The following is an 18,597-nucleotide window of genomic DNA, read 5'->3' as shown; positions in this document are numbered from 1 at the left end:
TTGTCTTGCACACCATCGAATTCATAAACCCACGGAACTACGATGCGCTAATTCGTCACCACGAGGCTGAATTGACATTTTTCCAGCAAATAAGTGATCGTAGTTCCGTTTCGCTTGAATGATCACGTGTGCAAAACAAAATAGCGCACCGTTGTTCCTCTACCTACCCATTCAAAGGTAAATAGAGGGGCAATTGTTCCCGGTTAGCTTCATTGGTTGACCACTTCGGGTCACCAATTCTTCCGTAATCATGAGGGAAGTGACGACTGCCAGCATCTTTTTAAGCTTTTCATCAAAAATTTGCGACGATTTCCTGATAGCATCGATATTGTATTGAATGGCGTTGCGCTCTACGATTTGTGACGCAATTCGATAATTCATGTATCCATTCACAACAATAGCCGCTGTTACTAACAACGTGCAGGCTATCCATATTCTTGACTTAAAGGACAGATTCTTAAGAAAATCGGTCATGATAACTTTCCCCCTCCTTCCATAAAAACAACCTCTTTCTACAAAGTTAATGGATATCAACTCTGTAAAAAGAGGATGAGCTTTTCTTATTATAATGGATGTCTTTAACCAATCACATGCGCCGAAACCATCGAATAGGTGCCCCAATTCACTCATTTGCTTCAAGTAGAGATTTATGGAGCGCTAATGCGCAGTGGAAAATGTGTCAACATCGCTGTCTGTGCCTGCCCCTGCTCACTTGCTCCTGCTTTTGTGTAATCGATTGTCATAGGCAGCTTGATTTGAACACTATAATTCCCGAAAGGAACCTGCTTACCGTCAGAATCCTTTTGATCCCAAATAAATGTTAACTCCTCGCTTTCCCCGCTTTTAAATACGGATTTCGAAGCAAGTATTTTGCCTGACCAGACTAGTTCTGGTTTAATACTGCCATCGCCGCTATCCAGCTGACGGTTAATCTCAACTTCGAACGACGTTAATGGATTCAATTCCAGCTCGTCTTTGCTTACATTTTGAATGGAAAAACGTAAACCTACTTCTTGACCTATAGTAAAGAACCCTTCCGGGTTGATCCTTTCCCCATTCAATACAACCATCCTTAAATCAAAGGGAGAATTTCTCCATCCAGCACCCAGTTCATATTGATGACTCTTCTTAACGCCTGTAATTACCTTTGAGATGACTACTGTCGGAGGTGTATAAGCAGCAGGATCATCTTCCGGGTTTAATTGATAAATCCAACAATCGCCTAGCCAGTCACTGTGAATATGATGCCAGCCTCCACCATGCTCGAACACTGTTACCTTCTGGGGAGTTAATCTGCCAAGTTCCCGAGCTTGTTTATCCGGATGCTCATATGCAATCGCAGAATCAGTCAACGTCAGACTTCTTTCTTCTGACCTAAGATCCGGCGGATAGCTAATACGAGTGTTGACCCAGCGCTTTCCCTCCCAAGTATCGATATATAACCACTCATTGTTGTTCAGGGTTACCTTAGCCTGCACATCTTGAGGAGACAGCACCCCTGCAACTTCACTTCCTGCATCCGGCACACGAAACATTGGGGTTATCGTCCGCAGATATGCCGACAAGCCACTGCTATTCCGACCATAATATTGGGCTTGTTGGATATTTGGAGGTTTGGGATGAATCCATTTATAACCAAGCCATGTTTCAATCAGATAGTATTCCCCATCGGTATAAACGACTCGAACGACCTGCGGAGAAATGGTTCCCAAACTAAGTCCTCTAGTGGAGCGAGAAGAATAGAAGCTTTCCTCTTGCATCAGCACTACATAGTTGTAATACGTCTCCTCAAATTGAGGATTTTGCAAAAGCACCCATTTAACCTCATTAGAAGTTTTAATTTGAAACCATACCTTGCTTCCGCCCAAGAGCTTCCTGTCCCAGTTATTTTCAGCTCCTGCTACTTGTACCGTCTGCGGGGCAGCATCATATAGCTGATCGCCGTCCATCTCATCATAAATAGGTGTACTATTAGCCGTTAAGCTAATTTCTTCGGGAAGCCGCATTCCTGTCGAATCCGATACTGCTGCTAAAGCATTGTTCATGGCTGTGAAAGACCCACTTCCGAAAAGCAGCATAAGCAGCATCCATATGAACAGTTTATGTTTCATTTATTTCCTCCCTCTAAATGGTTTGATATACATTCAGACGCTCAGGATGCTAAAAGGTTTCCAGACTTATACAGTTTTGATTGCTTACATAAAAACAGCCGCTGGAAAGTCCCCAGTGGCTGTTTAACCTATGATTTAAGATTATAAAAGTAAGATGCTCAAGCTTAGCCATCAGCTGTTTAGGATACTGCTTTGCCATCTGACTTGCCTTCTCTTTTACATTCCCCGCTGCTGCAGGTTTGGTAAAATCCCATAAAATCAAGACGATGATCGGTCACTTGGAACCCGTATTCCCGTTTAAGGCGCTCCTCCAGATCGGTCAGCCAATCTTCCTTAATTTCTTTCAATGCACCACATATATTGCAAATCAAATGGTGATGCATATGAGCACTGTCTTCGCTGCGAAGATCAAAGCGGGCTACCCCGTCTCCGAAATTCATCTTCTCTACGACATGAAGCTCAGACAACATTTCTAAGGTTCGATAAACCGTTGCAATACCGATTTCAGGCAGCCTTTCTTTTACAAGCATGAACACATCTTCAGCACTCAAGTGATCCTTTTCATTTTCAAGCAAGACTTTTAAAGTGACTTCGCGCTGCGGGGTCATCTTGTAACCTTTTACTCTTAATTGTTGGTTTATCTTGTCGATTTCCTCCATGATGTTCATCATTAGCGAGGCACCTCCCTGATTACTGCTTACTTACTCCTTGAGCTATGTTAGGTTGAATTGTTTTCTATATAAAGTGTTTATTATTTAGAATGATTCTAATCTAAGAGTAATACAGTTTTGTAAAATACGCAAATTAAACTTTCCTAAATACTTAAGCTCTAAGCTTCCACTTTGCTTAATATTAGCATTAAACGAGCGACTTTATGCAATATTATATAGCAATATCATTAATGAAAAGGAGTAAACCCGTATGCATAGCCGCACAATGGCTGGCTGACTATGCTTACTTGGTTTACTCCTATAATCTTCTTCAAACTATGATGAGTATATGAGGATTGAGTTCCCTCTTGGTTTAAGATTTATTGATTTATGCGGATGCGAGTTCAAGCTCGTCTTCTTCATCACGATCAAACGCAGCACGGTCGAATTCGCCTTCCGAATCCGCCACCAGCAGTGCAGTAACCGTCGTTCCTGTCGCGTTAACTGCAGTACGCCCCATGTCGATGACCGCTTCGACACCAAGCACTAAGCCCATGCCTTCCAGCGGCAATCCCATTGCAGTTAATACTACGGTTGTGGAAATCGCAGCCGGACCGGGTACACCTGCAACGCCTACAGAAGATATAACGCTCACCAATATCAACACGATATAATCGGTAATCTCCAACGGTACATTATAAACACGTGCGACGAAGATAGCGACAACGGCTGGCCACACACCGCCGCATCCGTTAAAGTTCATTGTAGCCCCTAGAGGCGCCACAAAGCTTGCAATTCGCGGTGAAACACGCAGGCGTTTCGTAATAACTTCCAGATTCACCGGAAGTGTTGCATAGCTGCTGCGGGTTGTAAAGGCAACAGCAATTGTCGGGTAGGCTTTCCGGAAAAACTTGATTGGATTAACCTTAGCCACAAATGAAACCAACCCACCGAACACGAATACGAAATGTAGTATGAGAGCGATATAAGAAGCAATAATAATTTTCACCAATGGAGCTAAAGTTTCCAATCCGTACTTTGCAGCCATTGCCCCTATCAACGCGTAAACGCCGTAAGGAGTTAAGCGAATCACGTATTTGATTACTTGATGAAGCACATCAGTCGCCGATTTCATGAATTGCTTTACAGGCTCTACGCTCTCCGGCTTTCTCGAGCTAATATGAACGATCGCTACAGCAATGAAAATCGCAAATATCAACACGGGTACTACTTTGCCTGCAGCCATATCACTGATAGGATTGGACGGCACCAGGTCTAGAATAACTTGGGAGAAGGTTGGAACCTCTCTCACTTTGAAGTCCTTAGGTACTACTGCTTTGATTCCATTACCTGGGTCTACGACCAGCGCAACAATCAAACCGATCAATGCTGCGACGCCAGTAGTGGAAAGAAACCAAAGGATCGTCTTAACACCTAGCTTGCGCAGATGCGTCATACTTGCCAAGGACGAAATACTATTGATTACAAGAACGAAAACCAATGGCATAACCATCATTTTAATCAAATTGACATAGATCGTACCAATAGTACTGACACTCTTATAATCCAATTTGAAAGTGTTGAACACAATTCCTGCCAGGAGTCCCAGTCCTAGCGCTATAAATACGCGAGCGCCAAATCCGACGCGTTTCTTGGCCAAAAAAACTAGAATTCCGATGATGACAATCGAAACTAGCAAGCTGACCCAGTTGCTTTGAAATGCTAGAAGTAAGTTATTTTTCATTCTCGTACAGCCCCCTTTAATTCCTATAAAGTTACTTGGATAAATCATAGAATAAGACTTGAGCATCTGTTTGTCAATATATTTATTTTCACATCAATTCCCTTGACAATTTTCCAATTAAAATTAGTACATTTATGTGTATTCATGTACATTCAATTCCATGCTCGAAGCATGGAATCATACAAAAGGCTGCCGGGATTTCCCAGCAGCCTGCCTTTATGGAAAAAACTCTGTTATTTGTTAATGAATTCCGTAAACTCCAGCAGTCGCTTCAACATTACTGTAGCTTCTGCTCTTGTAGCAAATTGCGCAGGCATGAACTTATTCTCCGAGGTACCTTGAATGATACCTGCAGCTGTGTTTTTAGCAACAGCATCCGTTGCCCAATCATGAATTTGGGTTCCGTCAGCAAATTTTGCAGTAACATCGGTTTTCTTACTATCCCCGACTTTACCTGCTGCCGCCATCGCCCTGCTTATCATTACGGCCATCTGCTCACGTGTAATCTTGGCATTCGGACGGAATGTTCCGTCCTCAAAGCCTTCCATCAAGCTTGCTTTCATTGCAGTTCCTAACACTCCTACGTACCACTCGCCATCTTTGATGTCTTTAATGCTTGCTTTTGCCGAACCATCCACCTTCAAACCAAGCGCGCGTACAAGAAGTGCTGCAAATTCTGCACGAGTGATATCGCTATCCGGACCAAACTGAGTATCAGTCTGCCCTTTCACAACCAACTTGGAAGCGAGAAGCTCGACGTCTTTTTGTGACCAGTGTCCCTTCAAGTCTGCAAAAGTTTTCTCCAATTTTACAACCGTATAAGTGCTGTTGGAATTACGTTTTATTTGAACTACCGTTTTCCCGTCAGCTTTTTCGAATACGGCAGGTACAAAGGTCATTTCTTTTGTAGCCGGATCGAAAACAACTGCAGTTGCTTCATTACTGTTTATCGGCTCATTAATCGTAATCGTTCTTACTACATAAGTGGTACCAAAATCGTTCACTTCCGTCGTTTTTCCGTTGGCCTCTGCAGTGATTGTGAAGCTGACTCCATCGGATAACAATTTCATACCAGGCTGGGATGCTGCCGTGTTGATTTGTTGCGCTTCTGCACCTGTCACCGCTTCAATTGTAACGGTAATGTTAATTTTATCAGCACTTGTTCCTAAAGCTGTTGCAAGCGCCCCTGCATTAATAATGCTAAGCGGCAGGTTGTAGGATTTGTTCTCAGTCTCAACGCGGATAATCGTGTTTTTAGCATCACCTGCCGCCTCTTTAAGAGCGTTAAACGGCAATTCCACTTTTACCGTGCCTTGGACATTAGACATATTGATTATAATCGTTTTTACGGTATCGTTGCCGCTGCTCAACTTCAGTGTGTTAGCAAAGGATTCCGGATTGACTATAAATTTCGTTACTGTTTTGCCATCTGCTGCAATTTCTTTTTTCAGTTCCGCTTCATTAGGTTTTAATACTACTCCATTTGGCGTCGAAACTGGATCTGCAGTTCCTGCCTGACTTGGACTGCCAGTACCCGTTCCTGCACCTGGACTTGGGCTGGATCCGTGTCCGCTATTAGATGTTGCCAAAGTGTTAACTTCTAAGGACGGACCATCTATTGTAGCATTCCCTGCTGCATCAATGGCTTCTACTTTGAACACATAATTCGTTCTAGGTGTAAGACCGCCTACTGTGAAGCTGTAAGTTGATCCAGTGACCGTTGTAACGAGATTACTTCCGTTGTACACTTTGTAGCCAGTAACAGCAACATTATCTGTTGCTTGCGTCCATGCTAATGCAATACTGTTTGTCGTTCTTCCTGCTTCCGTTAACGACTTACCGCTCGGCCACACCGGTAAGACTGCATCCGGTGCTGCGATTTCACGGATACGTCCTTCAGATACATAATTGATCGGACCTACGTGATTTTTCACAAAGTTAACCGTTGCTGGCAAATCTTCCGGACCCTGTACCGGATTCTTGCCAAGCGTATGCATTTGGATGTATCTGGCATCATTGCTGGTATACATAAAGCTGTTTACAACAAGGCTATACATCTTGCTCGGATCTAGGGGCGTGCCATCCGGCAGTGTAATAGCAATGACCTTTCTCGTTGAACCTACTTGCGCCCATGAATAGCGGAAGCCTCCAACGTGAGAATCCGGTCCGAATGTCGAGCCTGTGCCAAGCTGAGCTTCAACGATTCCTTTCATTTCTGCTCCGGTTACTTCCACTTTCATTAACGTGTTATTAAACGGCTGGATTTTGAAAAGCTCTTCCCAAGTAATCTCACCCACATTGAGATTATCTCGTACGCCTCCGCCATTCATCATAGCGAAATCAGCTTTCATCTCAGCCTTCATTGCATCAGCAATCATATTACCCAACGCAAAGTCGGAATTTTTACCAATACCTTTACCTGGGTAGTCTTTGGTCATTTCATTTAGGTTCTGACCTACGACTTCTTGCAATTTCGGACCTGCAAGTGCTTTGTACTCGTCAATGATGCTCTGTACTTTCGCATCAGCATCCACGGTACGAAGGTTGTAAAGAATTTCAGCTGATTTGGATACAACATCACCTGTTTCGCGGCTGATTTCCAAATCTACATCCATTAATGCTTTACTGTACTCCCATGCCGAAATGACTAGCTTGTTGTTAACTGTACCTTTAACTTCTTTGTGGTTATGCGCTGCAAAAATAGCGTCCACTTCATCATCGATTCCGTTAGCAAGATTTACCGCCTCGCCAACAAGCTGTCCGTTTGCATTAAGATCTGCGCTCATATGCGCCAGCACGACGATTGCTCTAACACCCTGCGCCTTCAACTCTTTAACCGCCGCGTTTACTTCCTCAACAGCATTTGTGAACTTAAGATCTTGAATGCCTGTCGGAATTACGATCGATGGCGTTTCTTCAGTAACAACACCGATAAATCCGATCTTAGCGCCCCCGATTTCCTTCACAACATAAGGGTCAAACACATGCTTGTTATTAGCCTTATACCGTACGTTTGCACCAAGAATCGGGAAATTCATACCTTCATATTCTTTACCGCCTGGATTAACTCCGCCATGGGCAAGACGAATCAATTCGTTCGTTCCATCGTCAAACTCATGGTTACCCACTGCGCCTACATCGAAGCGAATTTCATTCAGTACTTTAATCGTTGGTTCATCATAGAAGAGAGCCGACAATGGAGGACTCGCTCCGACCATGTCGCCGGAATGAACGACTAGCGTATTCGGATTGCTCTCTCTCTTCGCTTTAATATGTGTTGCAAGGAACTGCATACCGCCTAAGTCTTTATCTTTCTTTCCGTCTCCGTCAAGGTCACGGTTAATCCCGGAATCCTTCTCGTTAAACTTGCTGTCAATATTGCCGTGCAAGTCATTGACTCCGAGGATTTGGACTTTGATGTTGCCGTTGCCAGTCGACGGATTTCCGATTAATTCCTTCGTATTACGCACACGAATTCGAATACCTTCGGAGTATTTACCTGCCATTCCTGTTGCCTCAAGGGTATCACCGATCTTCAAGTCAGGAACTGGCCCGCTTTGGTTCGCAATATATCCGTCCGTGAATATCAGAATAGGTCCGCTGCCATCATTCACTACGAACGAATTTTCATCAGGTTTTGATATAATGGTTCCTTTTACTTTTACCAGAAATCCCTGATTACTTTCAGAACTCGCTTGGCCTGTGGTTAGCTGCTTCGGCTGTATAGGATCGGATTGGCCTGTCTTGATAACATCCAACTCAAAAGATCCAAAATCCAGCTCTTTATTGTTTTCAAATGTTTTCATTTGCCCGTATACCCGGACTTTATCACCGAGCTTCAAGCTGCCTTCCGGCGCTTCCTTATATGCCATGATTCCGCCAGTCTCATCCTGAATATAGAAGGCATCGAAGAATACGCCAGCTGCTGTAGTAACCGTACCTTCAACAACAACTGAAGTACCGTCTTCTTTAGTGCGCGCCGCATCTATCGATGACACAACCGTATCACGATGCGCAAGCCAATTGATTATATTCAATGCAAGCTCATTGTTGCCTTTTGGATTAAACGCTTCGTCCATTTGCTTGTCATTAAAAAAGTTCATTCCGGATACGACAATTCTGCCATTTCCGAGCTGTTCGGAAGCAATCGCTGGAATCGCCGAACCCCCTGTGTTATCACTGACATTATCATAAATATATCCACCAGCTGTAATATTGTTCTGATAGGTTGTTTCATTACCTTTGGCAAGCACAGTAATTGTATCTGTGTCTACTAATGGTTGATGACCTGCCTTCTCAAGACTGGCTCCGCTGTAATATTCAACCGTAAGTACACGATCCGTCATGTAGTTGCGAACCAAGCCCGGATGGAGTCTAACGGCAAAAGGCGAAGTTGCAGGAGTGCTCCAGAAGTTTCCATCAGCACTCAAATCAAATATGCCGTCATTATTTATTTGTATGGAGGAACCGATCTTTGTCAGTAAATCGTTGTTTTTTGCAGGATTTGCACTGTTATTGCTTTTTCCGGTAAGTAGTAACGAACCCCCACCTTTTATGAAAGTATCTACTGCCGTGTTTTCATCATCTGTCAACGAGATAGTCGGATAAGTTAATACTAGAACGTTGACACCAGCCAATGTAGAAGGTGTAGCTAAAGAAGAGGTGTTTTCCACAACGGTATATCCCTCTTGCTGTAACTGTTTGGTGATAGCCTTCAGACTATCCTTATAAGTACCGGTATCTTTGGTTGTATTTTCATTTTGGTGCGATGCATCCAGCATAATCTTGATGCCCAATGGATTTTTGATAACTACAGGAATACTAAACGTGTTATCGCCAGTTGAATCTCCAATCGGTCCATCAATAACAGCAATTAGAGTATGATTGCCGCTAACCGGATTATTCCACGTTACGCTCGCAGTTGCCGTTCCTTTCGAAACGATAGAAGGTACAACCGTTTGTCCAATCAAATGATCTGCATCTGCCACATCATAATAGAATCGTACATTCAGATTTGCTACATCCTGTGTACCTAGGTTGGAAATACCGGCTTGCAATACAGCAGGAATTGTCGCAGTCAAGCTGTCTCCAGCCACGTTCACACCGCTAATTTTCACATCAGTACTAGCTACCTCTGACCAAATAGGGGCCGAGTAAATTTGTTCCCCATCTTTTTGTGTAACTTTAACAACGAACCACTGCTGGCCGCCGGGTACCGTATAGGTAGGGTTCCAAGTAAAGCTTGTGGTCATTGGTGAATAGGAATCTACCACCTTCCCACCGTTGGTAAGCAGCTCCACCTTCGCAACCCGGTCATCCGATTTGTAATTGGATGGCAGATAGTTGTATTCAGGTAATGTATTTACTTCTGTTACATCGTCCTTACCGGAAATCGAGAAATTTAATGTTTTCCCTTTGACCGTTGCGCCCATGTATTGTCCGTTTGCCAAAACATCCAAAGTAAAATTAGGATCTTCGGTCATATACACACGTCTATTACGCATCGAATGCAGCAGTGATTCTTGGGAAAGATCGCTGGACACGATGACTGTGCGTCTCATCGTCTGGCCCCATGTGCCATCATGATTGTCTTCCCCAAAAGTAGGGGTAACATGCCATCCGAGATCAAGCGCACTGTAAAACTTCTTCTCAGCATTGTAATAAGCGTAATGTCCTGAACCATTACCAACCTCAAGCATTGTAAACAGCTTATCGACATTAGCATCGTAAGGCATAAAATTATTAAAAGCATTTGCCGACATATCTGGATGATTAAACTGGGCTACAACGTCATCATAAGTCATGACCCAAGCATAATACTTGTTCAAATCTTGGTATTGACCACTGTTCTGTTTGCGGTCAATAAAATTGTTAGTCCCAAACACGTTGGAATGACCCCAAGTCGTTGCCGTCATTTCAAAAGCTGGAAATACAACGAATTCATTGTTTTTGGTATATTGATTTGCCAATTGCTTCGTCAGCGCCCAATCCGAACCACCTGTTCGCTCTGGCTGGCCCTTATGGTCTACTGTATCTTGTCCGACTTGAGCAGCATCGATGTCATGAGAGTGGTCTGTAAAAGCAAAGTAGTCGTACTTATACTTTTTGGCAGCCTGTAATGCAGCCTCCGGGCTACCCGCTCCATCATGAGAAATATTGGTGTGGTTGTGCGTAGTTCCACGATAATGGTTGCCGCCTGTAAACACAGGTATAATTTTAAAAGTCCAGGAATAAGTAGCGGCATTTCCTTTCAAATCCTTCACGCTGATACTAATAGTATGATCCGTGACTGCTAGATCTGCGTTAAGTTGAAGCTGAAGGTTATCGGCTGAAGGCGTTACTTGGCCCGTTACATCGTTGCCGTCTAACAACACCTTCAATGTAGAAATATCCAATCCGCTCGGCTCATCAAATTGTACGGAAATATTAGGTCGAATGTCTTCCGTCATTATTCCATTGATCGGCAGCTCTCCGTAAAACTTAGGAGCAAATGTATCCGCAACAACCTGCACACTGTAAGGAGCGCTCGGACTGCCCGCTTGCTTCGTATCCGTACCTGTTTTGGCTTCAATGTAATATTCGAAAGAGGAGCCAGCCGGAACATTAGCTGCTGTAAGGACTGCACTGTATGCCATTTGATCAGTCGTTGTCATAGGCAGTGGCAGGAATGTGCTTCCACCTGTCGCACGATAATGAACAATAACTGAATCTGCATTTTGTGCGGTTGCTTTAAATTTGATGTCTGTTGACGTGTACGCCTGTGTCATTGCATCGTGATTCAAAATTACCAGTTTGATTTCTTGAATATCAGCTGCGTTTCTTGGGAAGATTTGATAACCACTTGTATAAGGCGAACTGGAATCATACTGGCTCAAAATTCCTGTAACCGTATAGGTGTGGTCTTTTTGCAAAAAAGTCACTACATCAATCTCTGTAACAGTCATTACCCTTAAAGTCGTTGTTTTGCCCGCTTCATCAGCAAAGGTTATGTTATAACCACCGCCGGAGGCAGCGGGAATATTGGTAATTTTCCCTGTTATCTTAGCGAGTTTGCCTTCAAGCAGCTCAGCTCTAGCGAAAACATTCAAATCAGCAATCGTTGTATCTACTGCGGGAGGCATTGCAGCCGTGCCGCTCTTCACAACATTGCTCGGAACAATTTCCGTTAATCCATTATAAAAAGCGACTGCCCCAGTAACTGTAATCAAATCGCCCTTGGCGACAGTTACACCTCCTGGCATTGCCCCGAAAACATTAATGCCCCCTGTAGCATCCTGCACATAAAAACTATTTGAGCCCACTACATTGTTGTCTACCGTAACTACACCTTTTATAGTGAATATTTGACCGATTTTATCAGACTTACCATTAGAATCATTCGTGTGCAAGCTGGAGATAGGAGTAATAACGCTTGTGTCCGCTTTTGTGACCTTCTCAGCATTCCCTTCCAATTTCTCACCATTTGCACTTGTGGATACTTGTGATATGTAAACATCACTTGTTGCGTTGTCCATATTAAAAGCAAACGCTCCATTGCCATCGGACCTTACATAATCTTTTCCGTCAGTTGATGAAAGGAATCGATTTCCCACACTTGTATCAGCGCTTTTGTAAAAATATACTCTCGCATTGGCTGCCGCTGCACCCGCGGAACCCGTGATCGATCCTTTCCCGGAACCATCTATCAAAAAGCCGATGGCGTTTGTATTGACCACAGCCGAAGCAGTTGCAGCAACAATAGTTACACCATTGCTTTCTTCTTTACCGGTCTCTGTAGAGGTAACATAAACCGTTGTATTATTTTGGGGATTGGGGAAGCTTAGTGTAAAATCCCCATCCGATCCAGCATACACGGCTTTGACTACTGTTCCACCTAAACTTGGATTGGTGGTGTATAGCGAGATGTAAGTGCTCCCTGTAACTGTTCCTGCATAACCAGTTACTGCACCTGTTCCGCTTTGGTTGGTGAATAAAATGTTTTGCGGTATAGGATCACTGCTTAAATCAGGAATAGCAATGGGGCTGGATGTATTCCGTGGATTTACAGCCACCTTGGTAAAATCATTATTATTATAATTGGTATCTTGGCCGTAGCCTTTGCGCTGCACACTATTTAAGGTGTCAGGAGCCGGTGTTGGACCCGTACCTTCGAATGCAGTAGCAGTGCCGTAACCTACATAATCAATAATGTGAGAAGCTGAATAATCCGCTGGGAGTGCTCCTCCTGTAATAGCATCCGTGCTGCTTACCAATACAACCTTTCCGTTGTTTGCCGCCATTGGAATTGTTCCTGAATCATCGGGCGATGGTAGTGCCGTTCCATTTGTACCGCCTGCCTCTGAGACCAGATAGTAACCATAGGCCGGTATTTTTTTCGTTAAATTGGTAACCGCCCATGTTGTACCAGCAGAGGATGCATACTGAACAGACCAGCCATTCAGATCAACTTCAATTCCAGTAGGATTATATAACTCAATAAAATCGTTCTTATAACTCGCTCCGCTATTTCCACCTGCTCCATAAATCTGATTAATTACTACATGTGCAGCAGCAGCCTTAACTGTAGGCAACACACTCTGTGGCAATAATGAGCCCAACAGCATCAGTACTGCAAGCGCCAAGCTCGTCCACTTCTTTTTCCTTACCAACCAATTCAACATATTTTATTAAACCCCGCCTTCCTAAATTTGAAACTTCTGTTAGTTCACTAGCTGACCTTAACAAAGGTAGAACCTCCCGCTCACACCTAGTAATCATAGCAACCATTTGTAAAAGTGATGTTTGGCCGATACTAAGTTATTGTTAATTTTTTAATTTTACTTACAGTTGACGTACATTTAATACTTAGTTGAATCTCGTCCTATATAATTCGGTTGAGCTTAACGCTAACCATCGAATAATTCGCAACTTTAGGAGGAGCTTAAATGAAGTACCTACCCATTTTGTCAAAAAATAAGAGACCACGTTCTTACCAACATCTGACCTTACAATGGATGTCCTTACTGGCCGTCTTTCTCTTTCTTTCTTCCTTCTTCATGAACCCTAATGTCTCAGCTCACGCCCTTAGTGCCTCCTTTACTCAAATCGAATTTAACCCTAGTGAAACGAAAATGACATTTTCCCTGGATGTGCTCTCCGTTATCGAAAGCATGGGAGGGGATACCGACAATAATGGAGTGTTGAATGAAAAAGAGCTGGAAGCCCTGCATAGGCGACTGGAAGAGTGGATTGATGATTGTGTAATAGTAGAAATGAATCAAAAACAACAGGAAGGCAATTTGGAGAGCCTTACGCTTGGAAAAAAAGGGGACAAGGATGTCGTGACCTGGACGTTCCATTTTCCGGCGTTTACACACGGTCAGACTATCAGTCTAAATGACGGGCTTTATACTCAATCTACTGGGGGAACCAACTATGTAAATCTTATTACTTCAAAGCATGGCAGCGAGGTGAGTCAAGCGGTTCTCCAAGGGAAAAACCGTACGTGGACCATCCTTCTGACAGAACAACAAGTGCAACAACAGGCTGATCCTACAGGAAATGGAGGTCAAAGCACACCAACGAGCCCTTCAAGCACAGCTCCTAAAGCGCCTGGAGCATCGCTGGAGGAAAGTCCCTCCCCCTCCCAACCCGCTTCACAGTCAACAGATACGAACTCCGGAAGGTTCTCATTTTTCTTTCTCGGTATGCATCATATTCTGACTGGCTACGACCATCTGCTATTTCTGTTCGCATTGCTGCTACGAAAACAAACGTTTAAGCAATATGCAGCTATCATAAGCGCATTTACCGTAGCGCATAGCATTACCTTAACTCTCGCCGTACTTGGATGGGTCAGCCTGCCTTCACGGCTGGTCGAATCGGTAATCGCGTTGAGTATATGCTATGTAGCCGTCGAGAACATTTTCCGTAAAGATGTCCGTTATCGCTGGATTTTAACATTCATATTCGGCTTGATTCACGGTTTAGGCTTTGCAACCGTGCTTCAGGAGATGGAGCTTCCAAAAAGCAACCTCGCTTTTTCCTTGATCAGCTTTAATGTTGGAATTGAAGTCGTTCAGCTGCTACTCGTACTGCTGCTATTCCCACTGCTTAAGATGCTTCATCAAGTACACTTTTCACGTCAATCAGTGACCTACGGATCAATAGCAATTTCACTGCTAGGCGGATTTTGGCTTATAGAACGATTGTTTATGTAATAAAGCTCCATCAATAGATACAGAAAATCGATCATCCTCTATCAAGTAGACCGATAAAAGCTGCTGCTAACGTGCACTGATACTCAATCAGTGCGCGTTGTACACCTCAATGGCTTCATTACTTCACATAGGACTTCTTCATCCTTAAATCCCTTCTCATTGAACCCACGACTCCAGCTATCATGTAATTTCGATAAAGAGTCAAGACCCTTCCTAATATTCACCACGGCGGTACTAGAAAAAGATAGTACTTCTGAAAACACTCCAAGACACGTAATATGAAATCAAGAAATATTTTCCACAACCCAAAAGGAGTGCAAGTGATATGAAAAAGAACTTCTATAAAAGAAGAAATACACCCGCTTATACATTCATGGCTTGGGGTGCCTTCACCATTGCCGCGATGTTCTACTTTATTGGGATTTGGACACTGGATCAGATTTTATCTGTAAAAGGTTACTATGCCGTGTGCGGGGTATTGATCATTATCAGTGCTTTCGTACTGCAGAAGGTGATCCGCGACAATGACGAAGATCATTTCATTAGAGAACATGATTACAACCATCGTATGAGAAACACGCCCGCGTTTACCTTCATGGCTTGGGGTGGCTTCATTCTAGCCATTCTGTTCGAATATGTGGGGCTGTACAATCTGGAGGAGCCTCTGTATGTCAAAGGCTATTACGCCATCGGAGCAGCATTCTTGATAGTCTCATGTTTGGTATTGCAAAAAACAATCCGTGACAATGAAGAGGATAAAATAAACCATCCTGAGGCAGAGACAGAGCCTGCTTAACCGACACAAAATAAGCTAAGTCGACACAACCTTCGTTGAGTTGACTTAGCTTACTGGTTTATTGGGGGCTCTAGGTCTCTAACACAAATTAAGCCCCCATTACTTTTGATTTTTATCCGCATACACGGCCATTGCATCTCGCATAAATTTCGCTAATCCCTCACCAAAAGCGTCGATGTTTTGGGTAAAACGTTCATCATCAACATACAATTGACCTAAACCCCTGAATGCATCCAGTGAGTAGCTGCCCATTTGGTTTAACAGAACATACCATTCTTCTATTGCTGCTTGTGACTCTACGGAATCAGGCAAACCATTGCGAAGGGGAGCAAGTTTTTTGTAGATTGCATTCATTGTTTCAGGTATAGCTTTTTGTTCAGCTTTAGATAGATTCCCCACTTTGTGGTTCGCCTTGTCGACAGCTTCATCTCCCCATTGTTCACGTGCTTCCTGCTCATAGGGATTATGGCTAAAATCAAATCCTTCGAATTTTTCTTTGTTCGTCATTCGAATCTCTCCTTTAATATGTTGTATGGTCTTTTCAATGGTTCCAATCATGGTATCGAGCTGACTGCGTTTCTCAAGCAGCATCCTGTGATGAAGCTCCAGCGCCTCTTTTCGATCGAATGAAGGGCTGTTGATGATTTCTTTGATCTTTTTTAAAGGAAAGCCAAGTTCTCTAAAAAATAAGATTTGTTGTAAAATTTCGAGACTATCATCCGAGTAAAGCCGATAACCTGAATCTGTTGTCTCCTCTGGGACTAATAATCCAATATCATCATAATGATGCAAGGTACGCACACTAACACCTACTAAATCAGCAACCTCTTTCACTTTCATTATACAAGCTCGACCTCCTTTCAATACTCACTATAAAGTATAACGTAACGGGAGAGTCAATCCTAAAAGTTGAACAACAAAAAAACGGCGCTGATCTCTTATCGGGAGATTAACGCCGTTTTATCATAAAAGCCAAGATTTACTAATCAATATTAGTAAGCAAGAGCAAACAAACCATTAATATGGCTTAGGTAGCGCGCATTACTTGCTTTTTTCATCAAAGAAGCAGGCATACCTTTCAACTCGATACCACTTCCACCGACAGAACCAATGCCATCTTTACGGCCTAAGCTAGCCAAGGTTCCCGAGAATACCGGATTAAAGCCTTCCATTTGGCTGCCTTTGTAGTTAGCTGCGATGTTGGCTCCAGTAAGCTCACCCATCTGCCATGCAAGTTGTGCAGTAGGAGGGTAAGGGCGGCCTTCAGCTCCGAATACGACTGCACAGTCACCAGCAAGGAATACATCAGGGTGGGAAACGGATTGCATGAACTCGTTAACCGTTGCACGTCCTCTATTAACTTCAATGCCGCAGTTAGCAACAAGCGTGCTTCCTTGTACGCCACCCGTCCAAACCAATGTACTAGTGTCAATCGTTCTGCCGTCCTTAAGGCTTACTGTTGGACCGTTTACTTCAGTAATGGCCAAACCAGTCAAGAACTCTACGCCGCGTTTCTCTAAGCTTGTAGTCGCGCGCTCAATCAAGTCAGCTGAGAAAATCGGCAGGATGCTTGGCATTGCTTCTACTAAATAAAGAGATACATCAGCAAAATCCACACCATTCTTACGGCAAATAGCTGGAAGCTCATCAGCAAGCTCACCAACAAGCTCAACGCCTGTCAGGCCACCGCCACCGATAACGAATGTAGCGTCTGCTTTATTTTTTGTTTTGCTGTATTGGCTGATTCTTTCTTCTACATGCTTGTAAATCCGATTCGCATCAATTACGGATTTCAGAGTAAAGCTATTCTCTTGAAGACCAGGAATGCCAAAATAATTAGTTTCACTACCCAGAGCTAGAACCAATGTATCATAACCAAACGTTCTGCCGTCTGCCAGCAACACTTTGTGACCTTCAACATCAATATTCTCAACAGTACCGACTTTCAAATCGATATTTTTGCCTTTTAACAATTTTTCTAGTGGCAGAGCAACTGCCTTCTCGTCAACATTACCAGCAGCAAGACGGTGCAGCTCAGTAATAATCTGGTGCGATCCAACGCGGTTAATTACTGTAATCGTTGCTTCTTCTACAGTTAAGTTTGCACGAGCGGAAAGAGCACTTAACAAGCCGCCATAGCCGCCACCTAATATTAAAATTTGTTTACTCACGTTTATCCTCCGTCCTTTAACAGGTTAGTTTAGTCTTGTTTCTTTCTCTCGCCCAAAATATCCAGGTACGCTTGGCTAAAACGAAGCATCCGTTGCAATTCTGGATCCTTTAACAGCTTCATCATGCCAAATAAACCAATCGTTGCTTCGCTTTGCTCCGCGCGGTCATTGGCTTCTATAGCTGCAGACGCATAACCTCTAACTTTTTCCTCAATAGGCTTCACCACTTCTTGGATGCCGCCTACCATATCCTGAATAAGCACTCGGTCTGTTGCTACCTTTTGTGCCAAATCATACGTCTTTGTAAGCAGAGCCATCATTTCAGCAAGCTTTGGAAGTTGATCAACCAACACAGTCAACGCTTCCTGCACCTCTGGTTTTAACAATTGATCCAACACATCTGGCTTCATGACTCCTTGTACCGCGGAAGCTTCTTCAACAGATCTCTGAGCAGTTGTTTGTGACATTTCTACATTCTCCTCCTTAATTCATGTGCTTTGTACCAGCTCGCAGCGTAAAATTGACAGTCCCTATCTGTATAAAATATAAATAAACTATCATTTATTATATTTGGCCTTCGTGAAATTCTTCACATAGATATTAGAGTTTGTCCTAACTAAGCTGCTGCGAACGAGTAATACTTTGAGACTCTATTGTATACCCAAATGCCGCTTGCAACAAGCCGTTTGTTCAAAAATTTGTCTAAAATTATCAATATTTTTGTTTTCCACTTTCTTATATTTTGCTTTTTAATCAGGAAGCATACTTCATGGAGTTTCAATATATATGGTAAAACTGCAGCCTCCTAAGTAAAGGTGTTGTTTTATTCATGTTGAATGCCTTTTTGATGTTAATATTTTGTATGAAAGCTTTAAAAACAACAGTATAATAATACTAATACGTTCAAGCTTCCGGGCTACAATCAG

The 18,597-nt window shown here is 43.2% G+C and carries 10 protein-coding genes and 1 pseudogene; 3 read left to right on the top strand and 8 right to left on the bottom strand.

Annotated elements, in window-relative coordinates; translation table 11 throughout:
- Positions 1-171: 171 nt before the first annotated feature.
- From GC093_RS04370 to GC093_RS04350, 5 genes are all read right to left on the bottom strand, one after another.
- Positions 172-474, bottom strand: a complete 303-nt coding sequence (locus GC093_RS04370; protein ID WP_171650617.1) for a hypothetical protein — start codon at positions 472-474, stop codon at positions 172-174.
- A 173-nt stretch (positions 475-647) separates the two neighbouring features.
- A complete protein-coding gene (locus tag GC093_RS04365; RefSeq protein ID WP_171650616.1) occupies positions 648-2,111 on the bottom strand; it encodes a flagellar hook assembly protein FlgD in 1,464 nt (487 codons plus the stop codon).
- A gap of 179 nt (positions 2,112-2,290) precedes the next feature.
- On the bottom strand, positions 2,291-2,782 hold the full coding sequence (fur, locus tag GC093_RS04360) for a ferric iron uptake transcriptional regulator (RefSeq protein WP_246313359.1): 492 nt from the start codon (positions 2,780-2,782) through the stop codon (positions 2,291-2,293).
- A gap of 367 nt (positions 2,783-3,149) precedes the next feature.
- Positions 3,150-4,505 (bottom strand): dicarboxylate/amino acid:cation symporter, encoded by a 1,356-nt coding sequence (locus GC093_RS04355; protein WP_171650615.1) that lies wholly within the window; start codon positions 4,503-4,505, stop codon positions 3,150-3,152.
- A 233-nt stretch (positions 4,506-4,738) separates the two neighbouring features.
- The gene (locus GC093_RS04350; RefSeq protein ID WP_171650614.1) at positions 4,739-13,165 is read right to left on the bottom strand and encodes a 5'-nucleotidase C-terminal domain-containing protein; all 8,427 of its coding nucleotides are present in this window, start codon (positions 13,163-13,165) and stop codon (positions 4,739-4,741) included.
- A 264-nt stretch (positions 13,166-13,429) separates the two neighbouring features.
- Between GC093_RS04350 and GC093_RS04345 the strand changes: the two genes are divergently transcribed.
- The 3 genes and pseudogenes from GC093_RS04345 (at position 13,430) to GC093_RS35675 (ending at position 15,500) form a co-directional block, all read left to right on the top strand.
- Positions 13,430-14,704: a HupE/UreJ family protein gene (locus GC093_RS04345; protein WP_246313357.1), complete on the top strand. Its 1,275-nt coding sequence runs from the start codon at positions 13,430-13,432 to the stop codon at positions 14,702-14,704.
- 325 nt (positions 14,705-15,029) lie between these two features.
- Positions 15,030-15,242, top strand: a pseudogene (locus GC093_RS35680) (YiaA/YiaB family inner membrane protein); the annotation flags it as partial.
- A 30-nt stretch (positions 15,243-15,272) separates the two neighbouring features.
- On the top strand, positions 15,273-15,500 hold the full coding sequence (locus GC093_RS35675) for a YiaA/YiaB family inner membrane protein (RefSeq protein WP_246313461.1): 228 nt from the start codon (positions 15,273-15,275) through the stop codon (positions 15,498-15,500).
- 99 nt (positions 15,501-15,599) lie between these two features.
- Here GC093_RS35675 and GC093_RS04335 read toward each other — a convergent pair whose 3' ends face one another.
- From GC093_RS04335 to GC093_RS04325, 3 genes are all read right to left on the bottom strand, one after another.
- Positions 15,600-16,340: a MerR family transcriptional regulator gene (locus tag GC093_RS04335; RefSeq protein WP_171650613.1), complete on the bottom strand. Its 741-nt coding sequence runs from the start codon at positions 16,338-16,340 to the stop codon at positions 15,600-15,602.
- Between the two features lie 152 nt (positions 16,341-16,492).
- Complete coding sequence (locus tag GC093_RS04330) at positions 16,493-17,671, bottom strand: NAD(P)/FAD-dependent oxidoreductase (protein WP_171650612.1); 1,179 nt, start codon at positions 17,669-17,671, stop codon at positions 16,493-16,495.
- 29 nt (positions 17,672-17,700) lie between these two features.
- Positions 17,701-18,138 carry a DUF1641 domain-containing protein gene (locus GC093_RS04325; protein WP_171650611.1) on the bottom strand — a complete coding sequence of 146 codons (438 nt, stop codon included), beginning with the start codon at positions 18,136-18,138 and terminating at the stop codon, positions 17,701-17,703.
- Positions 18,139-18,597 lie beyond the last annotated feature (459 nt).

Origin of the sequence: Paenibacillus foliorum (assembly GCF_013141765.1) — a bacterium.
Classification (GTDB): domain Bacteria; phylum Bacillota; class Bacilli; order Paenibacillales; family NBRC-103111; genus Paenibacillus_S; species Paenibacillus_S foliorum.
The sequence above is the reverse complement of the archived record's forward strand: the minus strand, read 5'-3'. Positions and strand labels throughout refer to the sequence as shown.